General features: G+C 67.4%; 19 protein-coding genes. 14 read left to right on the top strand and 5 right to left on the bottom strand.

All coding sequences use genetic code 11. The annotated features are described in order from the left end of the window. Window positions 1–84: 84 nt before the first annotated feature. Together D8896_RS09815 and D8896_RS09810 are read left to right on the top strand one after the other, a co-directional pair. A complete protein-coding gene (locus tag D8896_RS09815; RefSeq protein ID WP_121821915.1) occupies window positions 85–1839 on the top strand; it encodes a 2-oxoacid:acceptor oxidoreductase subunit alpha in 1755 nt (584 codons plus the stop codon). Continuing rightward, complete coding sequence (locus D8896_RS09810; protein WP_121821914.1) at window positions 1836–2699, top strand: 2-oxoacid:ferredoxin oxidoreductase subunit beta; 864 nt, start codon at window positions 1836–1838, stop codon at window positions 2697–2699. The genes D8896_RS09815 and D8896_RS09810 overlap by 4 nt, the downstream gene beginning before the upstream one ends. 72 nt (window positions 2700–2771) lie before the next feature. Here the strand turns inward: D8896_RS09810 and D8896_RS09805 are convergent, their stop codons facing one another. Then, a complete protein-coding gene (locus D8896_RS09805) occupies window positions 2772–3443 on the bottom strand; it encodes a DUF6517 family protein (RefSeq protein WP_121821913.1) in 672 nt (223 codons plus the stop codon). 110 nt (window positions 3444–3553) lie between these two features. Here D8896_RS09805 and D8896_RS09800 point away from each other — a divergent pair, with 110 nt between their 5' ends. From D8896_RS09800 to D8896_RS09760, 9 genes are all read left to right on the top strand, one after another. Continuing rightward, a complete protein-coding gene (locus D8896_RS09800; RefSeq protein WP_121821912.1) occupies window positions 3554–3781 on the top strand; it encodes an FAD-binding protein in 228 nt (75 codons plus the stop codon). Then, window positions 3774–5012, top strand: a complete 1239-nt coding sequence (locus D8896_RS09795) for a digeranylgeranylglycerophospholipid reductase (RefSeq protein ID WP_121821911.1) — start codon at window positions 3774–3776, stop codon at window positions 5010–5012. The genes D8896_RS09800 and D8896_RS09795 overlap by 8 nt, the downstream gene beginning before the upstream one ends. 72 nt (window positions 5013–5084) lie before the next feature. Continuing rightward, window positions 5085–5915 carry an aldo/keto reductase gene (locus tag D8896_RS09790; RefSeq protein WP_121821910.1) on the top strand — a complete coding sequence of 277 codons (831 nt, stop codon included), beginning with the start codon at window positions 5085–5087 and terminating at the stop codon, window positions 5913–5915. An 82-nt stretch (window positions 5916–5997) separates the two neighbouring features. Beyond that, window positions 5998–6735, top strand: a complete 738-nt coding sequence (locus tag D8896_RS09785) for a hypothetical protein (RefSeq protein WP_121821909.1) — start codon at window positions 5998–6000, stop codon at window positions 6733–6735. Window positions 6736–6875: 140 nt separating this feature from the next. Further along, window positions 6876–7766 carry an ABC transporter permease gene (locus D8896_RS09780; RefSeq protein WP_121821908.1) on the top strand — a complete coding sequence of 297 codons (891 nt, stop codon included), beginning with the start codon at window positions 6876–6878 and terminating at the stop codon, window positions 7764–7766. Beyond that, a complete protein-coding gene (locus D8896_RS09775) occupies window positions 7763–8686 on the top strand; it encodes an ABC transporter ATP-binding protein (RefSeq protein WP_121821907.1) in 924 nt (307 codons plus the stop codon). The genes D8896_RS09780 and D8896_RS09775 overlap by 4 nt, the downstream gene beginning before the upstream one ends. Before the next feature lie 94 nt (window positions 8687–8780). Next, entirely contained in the window at window positions 8781–9404 is a 624-nt protein-coding gene (locus tag D8896_RS19365; RefSeq protein ID WP_162991523.1) for a hypothetical protein, read from the top strand. Window positions 9405–9406: 2 nt separating this feature from the next. Next, the gene (locus D8896_RS09765; RefSeq protein WP_121821906.1) at window positions 9407–9691 is read left to right on the top strand and encodes a winged helix-turn-helix domain-containing protein; all 285 of its coding nucleotides are present in this window, start codon (window positions 9407–9409) and stop codon (window positions 9689–9691) included. A 52-nt stretch (window positions 9692–9743) separates the two neighbouring features. Beyond that, complete coding sequence (locus D8896_RS09760; protein WP_121821905.1) at window positions 9744–9935, top strand: DUF7333 family protein; 192 nt, start codon at window positions 9744–9746, stop codon at window positions 9933–9935. 376 nt (window positions 9936–10311) lie between these two features. Here the strand turns inward: D8896_RS09760 and D8896_RS09755 are convergent, their stop codons facing one another. From D8896_RS09755 to D8896_RS09740, 4 genes are all read right to left on the bottom strand, one after another. Beyond that, complete coding sequence (locus D8896_RS09755; RefSeq protein ID WP_121821904.1) at window positions 10312–11283, bottom strand: phosphoadenosine phosphosulfate reductase family protein; 972 nt, start codon at window positions 11281–11283, stop codon at window positions 10312–10314. Window positions 11284–11391: 108 nt separating this feature from the next. After that, window positions 11392–11964 (bottom strand): DUF7110 family protein, encoded by a 573-nt coding sequence (locus tag D8896_RS09750; RefSeq protein WP_121821903.1) that lies wholly within the window; start codon window positions 11962–11964, stop codon window positions 11392–11394. Between the two features lie 175 nt (window positions 11965–12139). Further along, a complete protein-coding gene (gfcR, locus tag D8896_RS09745) occupies window positions 12140–12787 on the bottom strand; it encodes a transcriptional regulator GfcR (protein ID WP_121821902.1) in 648 nt (215 codons plus the stop codon). Beyond that, window positions 12774–13850, bottom strand: coding sequence for a glucose 1-dehydrogenase (locus D8896_RS09740; RefSeq protein WP_121821901.1), 1077 nt, complete (start codon window positions 13848–13850; stop codon window positions 12774–12776). The genes gfcR and D8896_RS09740 overlap by 14 nt, the downstream gene beginning before the upstream one ends. A 155-nt stretch (window positions 13851–14005) precedes the next feature. On the opposite strand from D8896_RS09740, the gene D8896_RS09735 reads away from it, so the two are divergent. The 3 genes from D8896_RS09735 (at window position 14006) to D8896_RS09725 (ending at window position 17902) form a co-directional block, all read left to right on the top strand. Beyond that, entirely contained in the window at window positions 14006–15280 is a 1275-nt protein-coding gene (locus D8896_RS09735) for an HAD family hydrolase (RefSeq protein ID WP_121821900.1), read from the top strand. Between the two features lie 88 nt (window positions 15281–15368). Further along, window positions 15369–16610, top strand: coding sequence for a mandelate racemase/muconate lactonizing enzyme family protein (locus tag D8896_RS09730; protein ID WP_121821899.1), 1242 nt, complete (start codon window positions 15369–15371; stop codon window positions 16608–16610). Window positions 16611–16759: 149 nt separating this feature from the next. Beyond that, window positions 16760–17902, top strand: a complete 1143-nt coding sequence (locus D8896_RS09725) for an ABC transporter substrate-binding protein (RefSeq protein WP_121821898.1) — start codon at window positions 16760–16762, stop codon at window positions 17900–17902. Window positions 17903–17906: the final 4 nt, after the last annotated feature.

Genomic DNA, 17906 nt, shown 5'->3' with positions numbered 1-17906 from the left:
CGGTCCAGCTATCTTTCATCATCGACCTGTACGGTAGGGGTTTCAGAAGGCTTTTGATTTGGTGGGGGCTACTCCCACGTCAATATGGCCGAGGACCTGAACTGGGCGATCGGTGGGGAAGCCGGCGACGGCATCGATTCCACCGGCAAGATCTTCGCGCAGGCGCTCTCCCGAGCGGGACGCCACGTGTTCACATCGAAGGATTTCGCGTCCCGTATCCGTGGGGGGTACACCGCGTACAAGATCCGCACGTCGACGGATCGCGTACAGAGCGTCGTCGACCGACTCGACATTCTGGTGGCGCTGACCCAGCGCACCATCGACGAGAACGTCGACGAACTCCACGACGGCAGCGTCGTCATCTACGACGGCGAGCGCTCCTGGGACGCGGAGATCCCGGAAGGCGTGGTCGGCGTCGACGTCCCGCTGAAGTCCCTGGCGGAGGACGCCGGCGGTGCCATCATGCGCAACGTCGTCGCGCTCGGCGCGGCCTGTGAGATCGCTTCCTTCTCCATCGAGAACCTGGACGAGGCGCTCGCGAAACGGTTCTCCAGCAAGGGCGAGAAGCTCGTCGAGAACAACAAGCAGGCGGCCCGGCTCGGGCAGGAGTACGTCCAAGAGCACTACGCCGAGGACATCCCCGAGTACAGCCTGGAGGAGACCGACGAGGACTACGTCCTGCTGAACGGCGACGAGGCGATCGGCATGGGTGCGATCGCCGCCGGCTGTCGGTTCTACGCCGGCTACCCGATCACCCCGGCGACGGACGTGATGGAGTACCTCACCGGGCGGATCGACCAGTACGGCGGCCACGTCGTCCAGGCGGAGGACGAGCTCTCGGCGATCAACATGGCGCTCGGCGCGGCACGCTCGGGCGCACGCGCGATGACGGCTACCTCGGGGCCGGGCATCGACCTGATGACCGAGACGTTCGGCCTCGTCGCGACCAGCGAGACGCCGCTGGTCATCTGTGACGTGATGCGCTCGGGGCCCTCGACCGGAATGCCGACCAAGCAGGAGCAGGGCGACCTCAACATGGCCCTGTACGGCGGCCACGGCGAGGTGCCGCGGTTCGTCCTCGCGCCGACGACCATCGCGGAGTGTTTCCACAAGACGGTCGAGGCGTTCAACCTCGCCGAGAAGTACCAGCTGCCGGTGTATCTGGTCTCGGACCTGGCGATGGCCGTCACCGAGCAGACGTTCAGGCCCGAGGAGTTCGACATGGACGAGGTCGAGGTCGAACGGGGCAACGTCGTCGACGAGGACGACATCGACCAGTACCTCGACGAGCAGGACCGCTTCCAGCCCCACTACGACGCCGCGGACGGCGTCAGTCCCCGTGCGTTCCCGGGCACCGAGGGCGGCGCACACATGTCCACCGGGCTCGAACACAACGAGCTCGGCCGCCGGACGGAGGACACCGAGGAGCGCGTCAAACAGGTCGACAAGCGCAACCGCAAGGTCGAGACGGCACAGCGCGAGGAGGCGTGGGACTACCGCGAGTACGGCGACGCGGACGCCGACACGCTCGTCATCTCGTGGGGGTCGAACGAGGGCGCGATGGTCGAGGCGATGGAGTACCTCGACGACGAGGGGGTCGACGTGCGCTTCATCTCGGTGCCGTACATCTTCCCGCGGCCCGACCTCACCGACGCCGTCGAGGCGGCCGAGGAGGTCATCGTGGTGGAGTGCAACGAGCAGGGACAGTTCGCCGACCTGCTGGAGCGCGACACCCTTACGCGGCTGAAGCGCGTGAACAAGTACACCGGCGTGCGGTTCAAGGCCGACGAACTGGCCGACGACATCAAGGCAGAACTCGAAGCGGAGGTTACAGCATGAGCTCAGAGGTTAGATTCACCGACTTCAAATCGGACAAGCAGCCGACGTGGTGCCCCGGATGCGGGGACTTCGGCACGATGAACGGGATGATGAAAGCGCTCGCCGAGACCGGCAACGACCCGGACAACACGTTCGTCTGCGCCGGGATCGGCTGCTCGGGCAAGATCGGGACGTACATGCACTCGTACGCCCTCCACGGCGTCCACGGGCGTGCGCTCCCGGTCGGCACCGGCGTCAAACTCGCCAACCCCGACCTCGAAGTGATGGTCGCGGGCGGCGACGGCGACGGCTACTCCATCGGCGCGGGCCACTTCATCCACGCCGTCCGACGGAACGTCGACATGACGTACGTCGTCATGGACAACCGCATCTACGGCCTGACGAAGGGCCAGGCGTCGCCGACCAGCCGCGAGGACTTCGAGACGAGCACCACCCCCGAGGGGCCGAAACAGCCCCCGGTCAACCCGCTCGCGCTCGCGCTGGCGGCCGGCGGCACGTTCATCGCCCAGTCCTTTTCCTCGGACGCCCAGCGTCACACGGAGATCGTCAAGCGCGCCGTCGAGCACGACGGCTTCGGCTTCGTCAACGTGTACAGCCCGTGCGTGACGTTCAACGACGTGGACACGTACGACTACTTCCGCGACTCCATCGTCGACCTCGACGACGAGGACCACGACCCCTCGGACCGCGATGCGGCCAAGGAGAAGATCCTCGACGCCGACAAGGAGTACCAGGGCGTCATCTACGAGGACGAGAACTCCGTTCCCTACAGCGACCTCCACGGCCTCGACGCGAACATGTCGGAGATCCCCGACGGCGCGCCCGAGGACGCGATGGACCTCGTCCGCGAGTTCTACTGACTGCGACCGTATTCCCGCTCAGCAGGACCCGCTCGGTCGCTCCGTTTTCCCGTCAACGGTGTGCCGGAGCCGTTACTCCGCCAGTTCCACCGACTGCATCAGAAGTTCGACGTTGAACTCCTCCTCCGGGCGCTGGGTCGGGTGTGCGCCCATCAGCACGACCCAGTCGCCGTCCTGCTTGACCTTCGTGACGTAGACTGCCACCTCGATCTCCCGTCCCTGAAACTCCGCCGTGCCGGTAAAGCGCGTCACGTTGGCCTGCTGGCCGAGGACGCCGCCGACGGTTTTCGACCCGGCCGGACTGAGTTCGACATCGCGGTACTCGGGCGGTATCTCCGACTGGAATCGCTCAACCAGTTCGGCGTTGGACTGGTTGCTGATCGGGTTGAACGACCGGTCCGCGATCTGGACCTCGGGCACGGACACGGCGGCAAACATCCCGACCTGCTGTCGCCGGTCGAGGAACTCGTCGCTTTTCGTGTAGAGGTTCGCGTGGCCCTCGACACGGACCGTGCGGTTGCCCAGATCGTCGAGGGTTCGGTTCTCGACGACGGTGCGCGACTCGTTCAGGCCGTAGCCGGTTTCTGCCAGCGCGTCCTCGCTCGCCGTCGCGTTCGCGGCGGTGAACTCGGCCGGCGCGTTGCCGAGGACGAAACCGATGCAGCCGCTCGTCGCCAGCAACAGGGCGACCACGACGGTCGCCACTCCTCTCCGGGTCGACATGTCCGCCCCGATGTGATTCATTGTTGATAGCCAGTGGCCCGCTGGCGTATAGACTTTCCGCCCGTCCCACCCCCGCCGCTGCGACCGTTCCCGTCTGTTTTTTATGAAATGACCGTTAACTGGCGACAACTATGGCAGCGACTTACGACATCGTCGTCGTGGGCGGCGGGACCGCCGGCTGTTTTGCGGCGGCGACCGCGGCCGACAGGGGGGTCGGACACGCCCCACTCGAACGGAACGTCGGGGAGGCGGACCACGTCGCCTTCGGGGACGGGAGCACGGGGAACCGAACGTCCCCGGACGCGGGAGACCGAGCGAACCTGAACGAGGCGTCGTTCCAGAGCCCCTGCCATGCCTGAACGCTACGACGTCGTCGTCGCCGGTGCCGGCCCGGCGGGGGCACAGTGCGCCAGGGACCTCGCACAGCGGGACTACGACGTGCTCGTCCTCGAGGCCGAACCCGAGGATGGGTTCCCGCGCCAGTCGAACAAATCGACCGCCGGCACGTTCGCGTCGATGACCGGCGCGTTCGGGATCCCGGACGACATCGTGATGAACTACACCGACGAGGTCGTTCTGGAGTCCCCGAACAACCACTTCGTGCAGACCCAGCCCGGTGCCGTTCTGGAGTTCGCGGAGTTCAAGCAGTGGCTGGTCGCGTCGGGCCGCGAGCACGGTGCGGAATACCGCTTCGACGCCCGGGCGAACAACCCGATCACGGAGAACGACGAGATCGTCGGCGTCCAGTACGCCGGCGACGAGGAGGTGTACGCCGACATCGTCGTCGACGCCACCGGCCCGGCAGCGCCGCTGGCGAAGAAACTCGGCGTCACCGGACTCGAACGCGAACACCAGGCGGTCGGCATCGAGTGGGAGTTCGAGGGCGTCGACGTCGACCACCCCGACTTCGCGGACCTCACTGACGCGATGATGCTGCGTCTCGACCACGACCTGGCCCCCGGCGGCTACTCGTGGATCTTCCACACGGGCGGGGACACCGCGAAAGTCGGCCTCTGTTACATCCAGAACGAGCGCTACCAGCGGTACGGTGACTCCTCGCGCAACATCGACGACCACCTCGAACACTGGCTCGACGCCGACCCGCGGTTCGCGGACGCCCAGCGTATCGCCGATAAACAGCAACACCGCGGCTCCGCGCACATCCAGATGCCAGCGAACCTCAGCACGGACAACTTCATGGCCATCGGCGACACCGTGCCGACCCTCGACCCGCTGTGGGGGGAGGGGATCCACAAGTGCATGGAGTCGGCGCGGGCGGCCGCCGTCACCGCCGACCGCTGCCTGATGGGCGGCGAGACGGACACCTCGGCGGACGCGATGTCGGTTTACGACAAGCTCTGGCACAGCCGCGTCGCGCCGGACATGCGCCGCCGGCTGGCGATGACCCAGCTCCTCTACCTCGCGCCGAACGAGCGCTACGACCGCCTGATGGACGACCTCAACGCGATGGACGTCGAGACGCTCAGCGAGGCCAACGACGGTGGCCTGCGCGGCATCTCGAAGCTCATCCACGCCTCCGACCTGCCGCTACTTGCCCGGTTCGCGAAACAGCGCCTCGCGGAACGGTAGCGACCGCACTCGCGGCGAGCGCTCGCCGGATTCACAACCCCTTTTGCCGTCACGGGCCAATTCGGAGGCGAGATGACTCAGCAGCAGCTATCACCCGACAGCGTGCCGCGAGCCGACGAGATGCCGATGCTCGGACTCGGAACGTGGCAGAACACGGACGCCGAGCAGTGCGCCGAGAGCGTCCGGACGGCCCTGGAGACCGGGTACCGACACGTCGACACCGCACAGGCGTACGACAACGAGGTGTCCGTCGGCGAGGGAATCGCCGAGGCGGACGTCGACCGCGACGACGTGTTCCTGGCGACGAAGATCTGGACGAGCAACCTCGCGTACGACGACGTGGTCCACACCGCCCGCGAGAGCCTGAACAAGCTCGGCGTGGAGTCCGTCGACCTGCTGTACGTCCACTGGCCGGCCGACGAGTACGACCCCGAGGACACGCTGGCGGCGTTCTCGAAGCTGTACGACGACGGCCTGATCGAGCGCGTCGGCGTGAGCAACTTCACGCCCGAAGGGCTCCGGGAGGCGACGGAGGTGTGTGACGCGCCGATCTTCGCCAATCAGGTCGAGATGCATCCGCTGCTCCCACAGGCGGAGCTGCGCGCGACCGCCGACGAACTGGACGTGAACCTCGTCGCGTACTCGCCGCTTGCCCGCGGCGAGGTGTTCGACGTGCCGGAGATCGAGTCGGTCGCGGAGAAGCACGACGCGAGTCCCGCGCAGGTGAGCCTCGCGTGGCTCCGCGAGAAGGGCGTCACGGCGATCCCCAAGGCGACGAGCGAGGGGCACATCCGCGACAACTGGCGGAGCCTCGCGCTGGAACTGGACGCGGAGGACGTCGAGACGATCGACGGGATCGACGAGCGACAGCGACAGGTCGACCCCGGCTTCGCGCCCTGGTAGCGCCGCCACGGTCGGGACGGCGGCCGTTCGGACGGTCGAGCAGGCCGGAAAATTGAAACCCGCAGATCCTGTCTACGTGGATATGGCTACCGGGTCAGGAAGCGGGGGGCTCCTTCGTGCGATAACGGTCGACCTGCGGCGGCTACACGAAACCTGGATGGAGATCGTGTTCCCGCGCCAGCGCGGGTCCGCCCACTCGGTGCTGGGCAAGTGGACGCCGAACACGACGACGGGGTGGGTCGGCTATCGGCTCTGGGGGGCGCTCGGGATGCTCGCCGTCGCCCTGCTGTACCCGCTCGCGCTCGTCGGGTTCATGACGCGGTTCTACGCGCGGAAGGCCGACGGCACAGCGACGCGGATCGGGATCCTCGGCGTCGTGGCGGTGTCGGTCGTGGTGTGGGGCGCGCTCACCGTGTTCGCCCGACTGCGCTTTTCCTTTACCGGCTTCGTCGCCGTCGCGGCGGCCGGCGGTGTGGCCACAGTCTCGGCGGTGCTTGCCGTCGTGTTCTCGCGGGTGGGCGGCCGGAAGACGACGGTGTTTCTCGGCTACCCCTTCGGGATGACCGCCATCTTCCTCCCGCCGGTCGTGGCGGCGCTGTACTCGCCGGTCCTCGCGGACACGATCTTTCCCCAGAGCGAGTCGCTCGCGATCTGGCTGCTCGACAACGTGCTGTACGTCGGCGGGATCAACGAGTACCTGCGCTCGCAGTACTCGCTGTCCGGCGTCGGCTACGTCGGCATGTGGTTCGGCATCGCGGTCCCGCTGGGCTGGCTGCTCGGCGGCGTCGTGACGCTCGCCGACCTGATCCGGCCGAAATGACGGTCTGACACTCGCGCTTTCGCTCGGTTCTGTCCCGTACCAGTTGCGAACACAGCGCAGCTCGAATTGTAGAACATAAATCTTTCCCTGAATTTGCATCGCAAAGTATTAGTCTGGAGAGAGCGATCTGCAAAATGAGGATGCCCAACGAAACCCCGACCGCCTCGATACCGCAGTCGCCGTCCGCGCCCTCGCCCGCGGCCGACGCCGGCGGCTGGCTCCGGCAGATGCGGGCGTTCACCGAACGGTACCTCCGCGTGCTCGCCCGGAACCGGATCGTGCTGTTCTGGTCCGTCGGCTTCCCGGTCGCGTTCTACCTGCTGACCGTCGAACTGTTCCTCGACCTGAGCGGCGTCGACCCCGGCGTCGTCGCCGTCACGAAGGCCGTCACGGCGATCAGCTACGGCGTCTTCGGCGCGGTCGTCGTCTGCCTGTCGGCCTTCGCGACCCACCTCGTCGAGGACATCGACGCCGGGCGGTACGACCAGTTCCGCTCGCTCCCGCTGTCGCCGAGCGCCGACCTCTGTGGCCGCCTGCTGGCGGGCTACCTGTTCGCGCTCCTCTCGCTGGGTGCGGTGCTGGTCGTCGGCGTGGCCACGGGTGCGGCGTTCACGCTCCGGTCGGCGCTGTCGGTCCCGGTCCTCCTCGCCGTGTTCGCCGGCTTCGCCGTGACCTGGATGACGCTCGCGGTGGTCGTGGCCGTCCTCGTGCAGGACGAGAACTACGCGAACATCGTCGCGGTCAGCGTCGCGGTGATATCGTACTTCGTCACCGGCTACAACGGCACGCAGGTCGCGACCTTCGCGGGCGACCCGGCCCTGCTCAACCTCCTGCCGAACACGCTCGCCGCACGCGTCATCACCTATCACCTCGTCGACGTGGCGGACTGGACACAGGCCGGACTGGCACCGCCCGCGATGCCGAGCGGTCCGGCCGCGCTCGCGGTCCTCGCCGTCTACGGGGCAGTCACGCTGCTGACCGGCGTCGCCGTCGTTCGCGCCGCCGTCTACGACCGCGGGGTGGTCGCATGAGCGCTCCCGCGGAGGACGGCGCGACGGCGCTTCGCGCCAGCGGGGTCCGGAAGTCGTTCGGCGACGGCGGCGTCCTCGACGGCGTCGACCTGACGGTCCGCGAGGACGAGACGCTCGCCCTGCTCGGCCCGAACGGCGTCGGGAAGACCGTCCTGCTGTCGTGTCTCGCCGGGGCGATCACGCCGAGCGAGGGCGAGATCGAGGTGTTCGGTCGGCGGCGCTCGGACTGTCCCGGCGAGTACACCAGCTTCCTCCGGCAGGAGTCGCTGACCGTCCCGTCGCTCACCGGCCGCGAGAACGTCGCGTTCTACCGCCGGATCCACCCCGGGTTCACCGACCGCTGGGAGCGCTACGTCGAGGCGCTCGGCGTCGCGGACGCGCTCGACGACCGCGTCGCGACGTACTCCGGCGGCATGCGCCGCAAGCTCGAACTCGCCATCGTCCTCGCGGTCGACGCGCCGGTGTACCTGCTCGACGAGCCGACCGCCGGCGTCGACGTGTCGATGGTCGAGCGCGTCCACGACCTCGTCCGCGAGCGCCGCGAGGCGGGCGCGACGGTCGTCCTCAGCAGCCACCGGCCCGCGGACGTGGACCTCGCGGACCGCGTCGCGTTCGTCCGCGACGGTCGGATCGGCGCGGTCGACGCCCCCGAGGCGCTGCTCGACGCCGTCCCGTCGGTCGTCCGGGTTCGTGGCACCGCCGCCGCGAGCGCCCTCGCCGAGTTCGTCGTCGACGGCGAGGTGTTCGAGGAGGGCGGCGACGTCCGCGGATTCATCCGCCCGGACGCGTCGGTCGACGCCGTCGAGCGGGCGGTCAGTCCCGCCGGCGTCTCCGTCGCGGACGCGACGTTCACCGACCTGTTCAACTACCACGTCCACCTCGACGCGACCCGCCCCGCTGACGCGCCCGCCCTCCCCTGACGCAGGCCGCCCGAACTCCCCGCTGGCGCTTCGACAAGCACAACCGACTTACCCCACCCCGGCGAAACGTCGCCAACCCACCACCCCACCACACATGTCACGCGAGAACGTCGATCCGGCGGACCTGCGCGAGGACATCGAGACCATCAAAGAGGCGATGGGGCTCGAGGAGCGCTACGAGGGCGCGGCGGTCCTCTGGCTCGTCTTCGGCGGCCTCGTCGCCGTCGCCGCCGGCCTCAGCCAGTACGTGTTCCTCGCGGAGCTGTCGGGCTGGTACCACGCCGGCATCTGGGTCGGGCTGCTGGGCGGCGGCGGTGCCGTCGCCAACCGGGTCGTGGGCGAGACCGGAGACGGGTGGCGGCGCGACGACGCCCCCAACCCGTACCTCCAGATCGCGGTCCTGTACGTCGTCGCGTTCCCGATCATCGCCATCCAGCGCTCGGCCGCCGACCTCCCACGGGCCGCCGCGAGCGCCACGACGCTCGCGACCATCGTCGTCCTGATCGGGGCGGCGTATCTCGTCGTCGGGAACACGCTGAAGGCATACCGGATCCGCGCCCGGGACCGCTACGCGTTCTACGTGGGCGGCGCGTTGCTGGTCGCGCTCGGCACCCTGATGCCGTTCGTCGAGGCGCTCCTGACGTGGCATTACGCCGCCTTCGGCGGGGTGTACCTCGCCTACGCGCTCGCAAGCTACGCCGTCCTCGCACGCACCTGACGATGGACTTCGACAAGCTCGTCCACCAGCAGACGCGGCTCCAGATCTTCGCCTACCTCTACCGGCACGGGGAGGCGACGTTCCCGGAGCTGCGGGAGGAACTCGACCTCACCGAGGGGAACCTCTCCAGCCACCTCGGGACGATGGAGGACGCCGGCGCTGTCTCCGTCGAGAAGGCCTTCGTCGACCGCACCCCGCAGACGACGTACGCGCTCACCGACCTCGGCGAGGAGAAGTTCGAGGAACACGTCGCCGCCCTCGAAACGCTCATCGACGACATCGACTGATCCCGGCCGCTCTCGGAACCATTACGGGTCGCGGGTCCTAACCGCCGAGCGTATGGAACTCGATCCCCTCAAGACCGCAGTCGCGTTCGTCGCACTGATCGTCGCCGGCGTCGGCGGCCTGCTCGTCGCGCCGATGATGACCACCAACACGGTGCTGACGATGGTGGCACCATCGATGGTCGTCTTCGGACTGATCTGCGTCGCCATCGGCGTCGCCCACGGCCGGTACCGGGCGACGCACTGACCGGCGTCCACCGGCTCCTCCCCCGGATCACGCTTCTCGATTCACCGTCCGAGTAGTCCGGCCGTTTCGATGCAACTGTTCTGTCGCGACCGTTTTGGTTGCAACCGATGTGGTTACCAATGTGGTCACCGGATCGGTTCCCGAACCGATGGATGGGAGCGGCACCACACCCTCTACGGCCGGCGCGAGCGTGCGGCGCTCTCACGCGCCGCAGGCGAGCGTTCGGGGAAGGGCAGGCCGTCGGAGAAAAGCATCCGCGCGAGCGAAGCGAGCGCGGTTCGCCGGACGCGACCGCAGGGAGCGTCCGGGGTTTTTCATCGAAGTTTTTGCGTCGAGTGGTGCGCCTGCGGCGCACCCGAGACGGAAAAAGTTCGTCTTACATGTAACCGAGGTCGCGCAGGCGCTCCATCAGGTCCTCCTTGTCCTGGGCGCGGCCCGCGCGCTCGGTCGTGTTGTCCAGGTCCTGCTGCCAGGCGGGCTCCTCGGCGGCCTTGTCGGTGGAGACCTCGCTACCGAGCGAGCGGAAGCCGGCGAAGTACTTCGGGGAGACCGGGATGTCCTCCTGCTCGATGTCCTCGGGCAGGTCGTCGTCGGTCTCGGGGACGTAGCCCTCGTCGGGGTAGCCCTCCACGGTGTCGGGGACCACGAAGTTCCAGAACGCGTCCCAGACGGCGGCCTCGTCGAACTGGAGGATGGTCTGGATGCGGTCGTGGGGCGGGTAGATGTCGGGGTCGTGGCGCGGCGAGAAGAACGTCTCGTCGGCGCGGGACTCCTGCTCGTCCCAGCGGATGCCGGAGATGATGCCGTCGACGTCGTGCTCCTCGATGGCGTCGTTGAGCGCGACGGTCTTCAGCAGGTGGTTGCCGACGTACGTGTCGAGCAGGAACGGGAACTCCGCTTCCTCGTACTCCAGAATGTTCCGGACGTGGTGCTGGTTGTGCTCGGACAGCTCGTCGATCGGGATGTCGTCGCCCGGTTCGAGGCCGTGCTCGTCGACGTACTCGCCGACGTCCTCGTTGCGGGCCCAGATGACCTCCAGGTCCCACTCGTCGGCCCAGTGCTCGACGAAGTCGATGAGCTCGTCGAAGTGCTGGTAGTGGTCGATGAACACGACCGGCGGCACCTCCAGGTCGAAGCGGTCGGCGACCTCCTTGACGAAGTACAGCGTCAGGGTCGAGTCCTTGCCGCCCGTCCACATCACGACGGGGTTCTCGTACTGTTCGAGGCCCTCCTTCGTGACCTCGATGGCCTTCTCGATCTTGTGGTTGATCGACGGGTAGTCGGCGGGGGTCTCGCCCTCGCCCTCGTCGTAGTCGACGTCTAGGTAGTCGGGGAAGTCTGCGGACATCGTGTAATTAGATATAATTACCAGCGGTAAAAGTCTAGTGGACTCCGACGGCAGATCGCGAGGTAGCGTGTCACACGATGCCGAACGACGCGGTTCGCGGATCGCTCGTCAGTCGCTGATGAACTTGTTGTCGCGCCAGTTGACGCCGCTCTCGCCGTTGCCGTTCTCCCCCGGCCCCTCGACGACCTCGATGGAGGCGGGGCGGTCGTCGCCGTCGACGATCCGGGTCGCGTGCAGGTCGTCGTCGCGCTCGGTGATGGCCGTCAGCGTCCCCTTCTCGGCTTGCCGGGCGATGTCACAGAGGACGAGGAACATCTCGTACTGGAGCGTGGAGTTCTGGAGCACGGTCTCGCGGTCGCCCTTGAACGCCGCGTACTCGACGAGTTCGGACTCGATCTCCTCTTCCTCCTCCTCGCCCCACTGCGGGCCGGCGGCGCGACGCTCCTCGGGGTCCTCCTCGTACACGCGGTTCTCGGTGACGCTGGCTTTCAGCTGGGCCGTCGGGGTGTACTTGCTGATGCTCTTGTCCTCGGCGACGGCTTTCAGGATCAGGGTGTTGTTGCGTCGCGTGATGTCGATATCCTCGATCGCGTCCGGAAGGTCCGCGTCCTCGAAGAAGTCGTGGACTGTTTCGAGTGGCAGTTCGAGCGTCGAGTGAAGGCGATAAACTTGGTTTGACATATCTGATGATGATCTGCTGTCGAGGTACCGCGACGGCCAATCGCTTACCCCTAACTACGGCACCGCCGCTTATATGGACTGCTATTTTATTCTCGATCGCAGCCGTCGGAACGTGGATTTTCCGCCGGACAGCGTGGGAATTAGTGACACAGACTGCGGCGGTCAGCAGGCGGCCTCACTGCTCCTCGGAGCCGACGCGGATGACCTGCAGCAGCGAGTAGACGGGGACGCCGTCTATCTCCTCGACGCCCTGCTTGTCGGCGAGCACGACACAGGCGACCGGCTCACCGCCCTGGTCGCGGATCGCCTCGACCGTCTCCGTCATCGTGGTGCCGCTGGTGATGGTGTCGTCAACGACGTAGCACTCGCGGTCGCGGATCTGGGCGAAGTTGCGGGAGAACGTGCCGCCCAGGTCCTCGATGTCGCCTTCCTCCCACTGATGCTTTCGGGGGGCGTACGTCCCGAGGTCGGTGTCGAGTTCGCGCGCGACGGTCGTCGCCAGCGGCGCGCCGGCCTTCTCGATGCCGATGGTGAGGTCGACCTCCTCCCCCTCCTTGATGAGCAGATCGGCCATCGCGGAGCCGACCGCGCCGAGACGGGCGCTGTCGCGGCCGACGGCGCTCCAGTCGACGTGGATGTCGTGGGGGCCGCCGGAATCGGCGTCGGACGACGTGGGTTTGGCCGTCGCGGTCGTGCCGCTGCGCTCGACCAGCCAGCTCGCCGTCTCGCGGGAGACGTTCAGTTCGTCGGCGATCTCGCCCTTCGAGAGACCCCGGTCGGCCAGTTCGGCGGCCGACTCCATCAGGTCGTCAACGTTTTTCATATGCGGCCAGTTCGACCGCGGTTTTTATAGTCGTGTCGTCGTCGTCAAACGCGCGGTCGAGGTCGTCCAGCCCGTAGACGCCGGTGACGAGGTCGTCGAGGAACGGGTCCGGCAGGGCGGCGAGCGTCTCGACGGCCGACTCGAAGTGGCCGACGTGGGAGTTGACGCTGCCGACCAGCGCCTTGTTGTGGAGGACGAACTCGTTGTGGAGCTTGCCGCCGTCGATTTCGAACTCCCACGACTCGGGGACGCCGAGCAGCGCCCCGACGCCGTTCGGCGCGAGCGCATCGATCGTCTGGTAGGCGTGTTTCGCGTAGCCGGTCGCCTCGTACACCAGATCCATCCCCTCGTGAGCGTCAGCCACCTCGTCCACCGGCGTCCGCCGGGAGTCGACGTACGTCGCCCCGAGGTCCTCGATGATGTCGATGGTCGGGTCGGGACGGTCGCGCCGGCCGAGGCAGTAGGTGCGGTCGAACCCCTCGGTGTGTTCGAACATCGCGAGCGTGAGCAGGCCGAGGCTCCCGTTGCCGAGCACCATGGCCGACTCGGGCTGCCAGTCGAACGCCGACCGGGCGGCGTAGGCGTGTTCCAGTGCCTTCTCGGTGATGCTGACCGGTTCGACGAGAAACCCCAGATCGGCCAGCTCCGGCGGGATGGAGACGAGAGACTCCGCCGGGCTGGTGAAGTACTCCGCCATGAACCCGTGGGCACCGACGATGCCGCGCTCGTGGTACTCCCCCTCCGGGGCCATGTCGGGTTCGCCGCGCTCGAAGTACTCGTTGCCGCCGTCGGGCGCGCGCCGGACCGTCGGGACGACGACCTCCCCCTCCGTCAGGTCGGTCCCGTTCGGGTCCGCGACGACGCCGACGGCCTCGTGGCCGAGCACGAGGTGGTCCTCGCCGTCCGGAAACCCGCCGTGTGCGCCGCTTAGCACCTCGTGGTCGGTCCCGTCGACGCCGACGCGGAGCGTGCGTACCAGCGCCTCGCCCGCGTCCGGGTCGGGACGGGGCTTCTCGACGATCGTCGGGTTGGTCTCGCCTTTCCGTACTGCGACTGCCTTCATGAGCGTGCCAACACACCGGGGGTGCAAAAGATTTATTCTACATTGAGTAAACACTCTCGTGCTCGGGCAACTGACCGGCAGCGTCCCCGCATCGCCGGGCGTCGCCTCGTTGCGCCTTCGGCCACGCTTATGACGCTCCCGCGACGCCTTCGGGTATGGAACGGTACGACCTGCTGTATCGGCTGTACGACGAGTTCGACGCGGCGACGCTCCGCGAGTACCAGGAGTTCGTCGACGTGTTCCCCCCGGTCGACTCGCGGGTCGCCCTGGAACACTGGCAGAACGCCAGCGACGAACTCGCCGACCGGAAAGACGAGATCCGGGAGGGGTTCGCCGCGGGCGAAACGTTCGCGGAGGTCGCCAGCCACGCGACCCGCGACCAGGCGTTCACCGCGCTCGACCTCCACACGAAGTACGGGCGGGCCGTGAACGCCCTCGTGCTCGACGTGGACGAGACGCTCCGCTCGGCCGGCAGCACCGACAACGAGATCCCACGAGAAACGCTCCACCTGCTGACCGAACTCCACGAGGCGGGCGTGCCGATCGTCATCTGTACGGGCCAGACGCTGGAGAACGTCAAGGGGTTCATGATCCAGGGACTCGGCTCGGAGATCGTCCACTCCGGGGACCTGAGCATCGTGTACGAGGCGGGGACCGGCGTGTTCACGCCCGGCCACGGGGCCGACACCAAGCAGTTGCTGTACGAGAACCTGGACCCGGAGATCGTCGCCGTGTTCGACGCGGTACGCTCGCGGATCCTGCCGGACGCGCCGGAACACCTCCGACACGGCTGCCACCTCCAGGGCAACGAGTTCAACGTCACGCTCAAGCCCAACTTCGAGATCGGAAGCACGGAGGCCCGCGACGTGATCGACGACGGGCTGGTGTACGAACTCGACCTGCTCGGGGACGCCGTCGCCTGCGAGGTAGTGCCGGATGACGGCGATACTGAGGGCGACGCCGCCGACGCCGGCGAGTGGGCACGCGCCTTCTACGCCGCCCAGGACCCGGAGATCCGGGGCGTCCTCGAACGGCAGGGCGAGTTCCCGACGCTCGATGCCGACGACGTGCCCGAGGCCGTCGCCGACGTGTTCGAGCGCATCGACGTGGCGTACTACGAGGCCGACGCCGCCGAGATCGGCAGCCTCGAACTGAACAAGGTGGCCGGCGTCGAGGCGGCCTACGACGTGCTCGGCATCGACGACCCGTTCGCGCTGGTGATGGGCGACAGCAAGAGCGACCTGCGCGTGATGGAGTGGGCCGAGGCGAACGACGCCGGGATCGCCGCCGCGCCGGAGCACGCCTCGCGGGACACGCTCGACCACGTCCTCTCGACCGACGAACTCGTGTTCGACCGCGGGAAAAGCGCCGAAATGCTCCGCGTCGCGTACGCGCTGAACCGGCTCGCCGCGCTCGACGGGCGGGCGTAGCGCCGGCAGTATTTTCGGCATCGCGGGAAGTCTCTCACCCCCGAACGGTATCTCAAAGCTTTACTGTGGAGTGAGTGAATTGGCTATCATGGGCATCGATTACTCGGACCTGCACGACCCCAACGCGGAGTACACGATGCGGGAGCTGTCGGCGGAGACGATGGACGCCACGCGCGAGCGCGGCGGCGGCCGCGACGTGGAGATCACGGACGTTCAGACGACGATGGTCGACGGGAACTTCCCGTGGACGCTCGTCCGGATCTACACGGACGCCGGCGTCGTCGGCACCGGCGAAGCGTACTGGGGCGCGGGCGTCCCCGAACTCATCGAGCGGATGGCGCCGTTCGTGATCGGCGAGAACCCGCTCGACATCGACCGCCTCTACGAGCATCTCATCCAGAAGATGTCCGGCGAGGGCTCCGTCGAGGGCGTCACCGTCTCGGCCATCGCCGGCATCGAGGTGGCGCTGCACGACCTCGCGGGCAAGATCCTGGAGGTGCCGGCCTACCAGCTGCTCGGCGGCAAGTACCGCGACGAGGTGCGCGTCTACTGTGACTGCCACACCGAGGAGGAGGCCGACCCGGACGCCTGCGCCGACGAGGCCGAGCGCGTCGTCGAGGAACTGGGGTACGACGCCCTGAAGTTCGACCTCGACGTGCCGAGCGGCTTCGAGAAGGACCGCGCGAACCGCCACCTCCGTCCCGGCGAGATCCGCCACAAGGCGGAGATCGTCGAGAAGGTGACCGAGCGCGTGAAGGACCGCGCCGACGTGGCGTTCGACTGCCACTGGACGTTCTCGGGCGGCAGCGCCAAGCGCCTCGCCGAGGCGATCGAGGACTACGACGTGTGGTGGCTCGAGGACCCCGTGCCGCCGGAGAACCTCGAAGTGCAGGAGGAGGTCACGAAGTCCACGACGACGCCGATCACCGTCGGCGAGAACCGCTACCGCGTCACCGAGGAGCGCCGCCTGATCGAGGACCAGGCGGTCGACATCATCGCGCCCGACCTCCCGAAGGTCGGCGGCATGCGCGAGACCCGAAAGGTCGCCGACGTTGCGAACCAGTACTACATCCCGGTCGCGATGCACAACGTCTCCTCGCCGATCGCCACGATGGCCTCGGCCCACGTCGGCACGGCCGTCCCGAACTCGCTGGCCGTCGAGTACCACTCCTACGAGCTCGGCTGGTGGTCGGACCTCGTCGAGGAGACGGTCATCGAGGACGGCTACATCGAGATCCCCGAAAAGCCCGGTCTCGGCCTGACGCTCGACCTCGACACCGTCGAGGAGCACATGGTCGAGGGCGAGACGTTGTTCGACGCGGCTCCGTAAGCCGCGTCGAACCGGCGAATCTTCGATTCGACACGTTCGACGAAGCGTAGCGAAGCGCCCTCCACAGCCGAATACCGCGTTCTGCCGCTGTACCGTGTCGAACGGCGGCGTTCCGGAAGGCTTTTCAGTTTTTAGGTGAGCCTAAAAACATGGTCGAACGCGATCTGACGCGACGCGACACGCTCCGGGCGACTGCCGCCGCCGTGGCCGGCGGCGCGACGGCCGGCTGCACGTCGTACAGCGGTACCGACGACGACCCGACGGGGGACGATGGATCGACGGCGACGGGCGAGGACACCGGTCCGCACTCCGTGACGATGGAGCCGGTCGGCACCGTCGAGTTCGACGAACCGCCGGAGACCTGGTTCCCCTACACTGGCGACTACGCCGACATGGGCGTCGCGCTCGGGCAGGCCGACGGCCTCGAAGCGATCGGGATCCGCCGCCGCTTCGGCTCGCACCACTACGACGAACTGCCCGGCGTCTCCGTGGACAAGGGCGAACTCACGCAGCTCTGGCAGGACGGCACCGACAGGGAACTGTTCTACGACATCGACGCCGACGTCCACCTCATCGACCCGAACTTCATGATAAACCGGATCCAGTGGGACCGGGATGACGTCGATACGGTCGGCTCGCGGGTCGCCCCCTTCGTCGGCAACACGGTGTTCTCGGGGAGCTACGGGTGGCACGACTACGAGCAGTACACGCTGTACGAGGCGTTCGAGAAGGTGGCCCAGGTGTTCCAGGAGCAAGAACGCTACGAGGCGTTCGCCGAACTGCACGACGAGGTGCTCTCGGACGTGGACTCCCGGCTTCCGGACGAACGGCCCAGCGTCGCGGTGCTGTTCCCCAAATCCGTCCCGCCGGAGGCGTTCTACCCCTACGTCATCGGTTCGGGCACCCAGTCCAAGCACTGGCGGGACCTCGGAGTCGACCGCGCGCTGGCCGAGAGCGACGTGGCGGACTTCCACGCCAGCCGCGGGACGATCGACTACGAGACGCTGCTGGAGGTCGACCCGGACGTGATCGCCATCCGCCAGCAGGGCGAGGTGACCGAGGCGGGGTTCGAGGCCGACTTCGTGTCGCACATGCGGAACCACGACGTGGCGAGCGAACTGCGGGCGGTCCGGAACGACGATGTCGTCTACGGCGGGATGACCTATCAGGGACCGATCATCAACCTGTTCCAGACCGAGCGGATCGCCGGGAGCCTCTACCCCGACGAGTTCGGCGGGGAACAGCTGTTCGACCGCCAGCGCGTCGCAGACATCGTCACCGGGGAGTTCTGATCCG

Origin of the sequence: Halostella salina (assembly GCF_003675855.1) — an archaeon.
In the GTDB taxonomy this organism is placed as follows: domain Archaea; phylum Halobacteriota; class Halobacteria; order Halobacteriales; family Natronoarchaeaceae; genus Halostella; species Halostella salina.
Note: the sequence above shows the minus strand (reverse complement) of the source record. Positions and strands in the feature narration are given on the sequence as shown.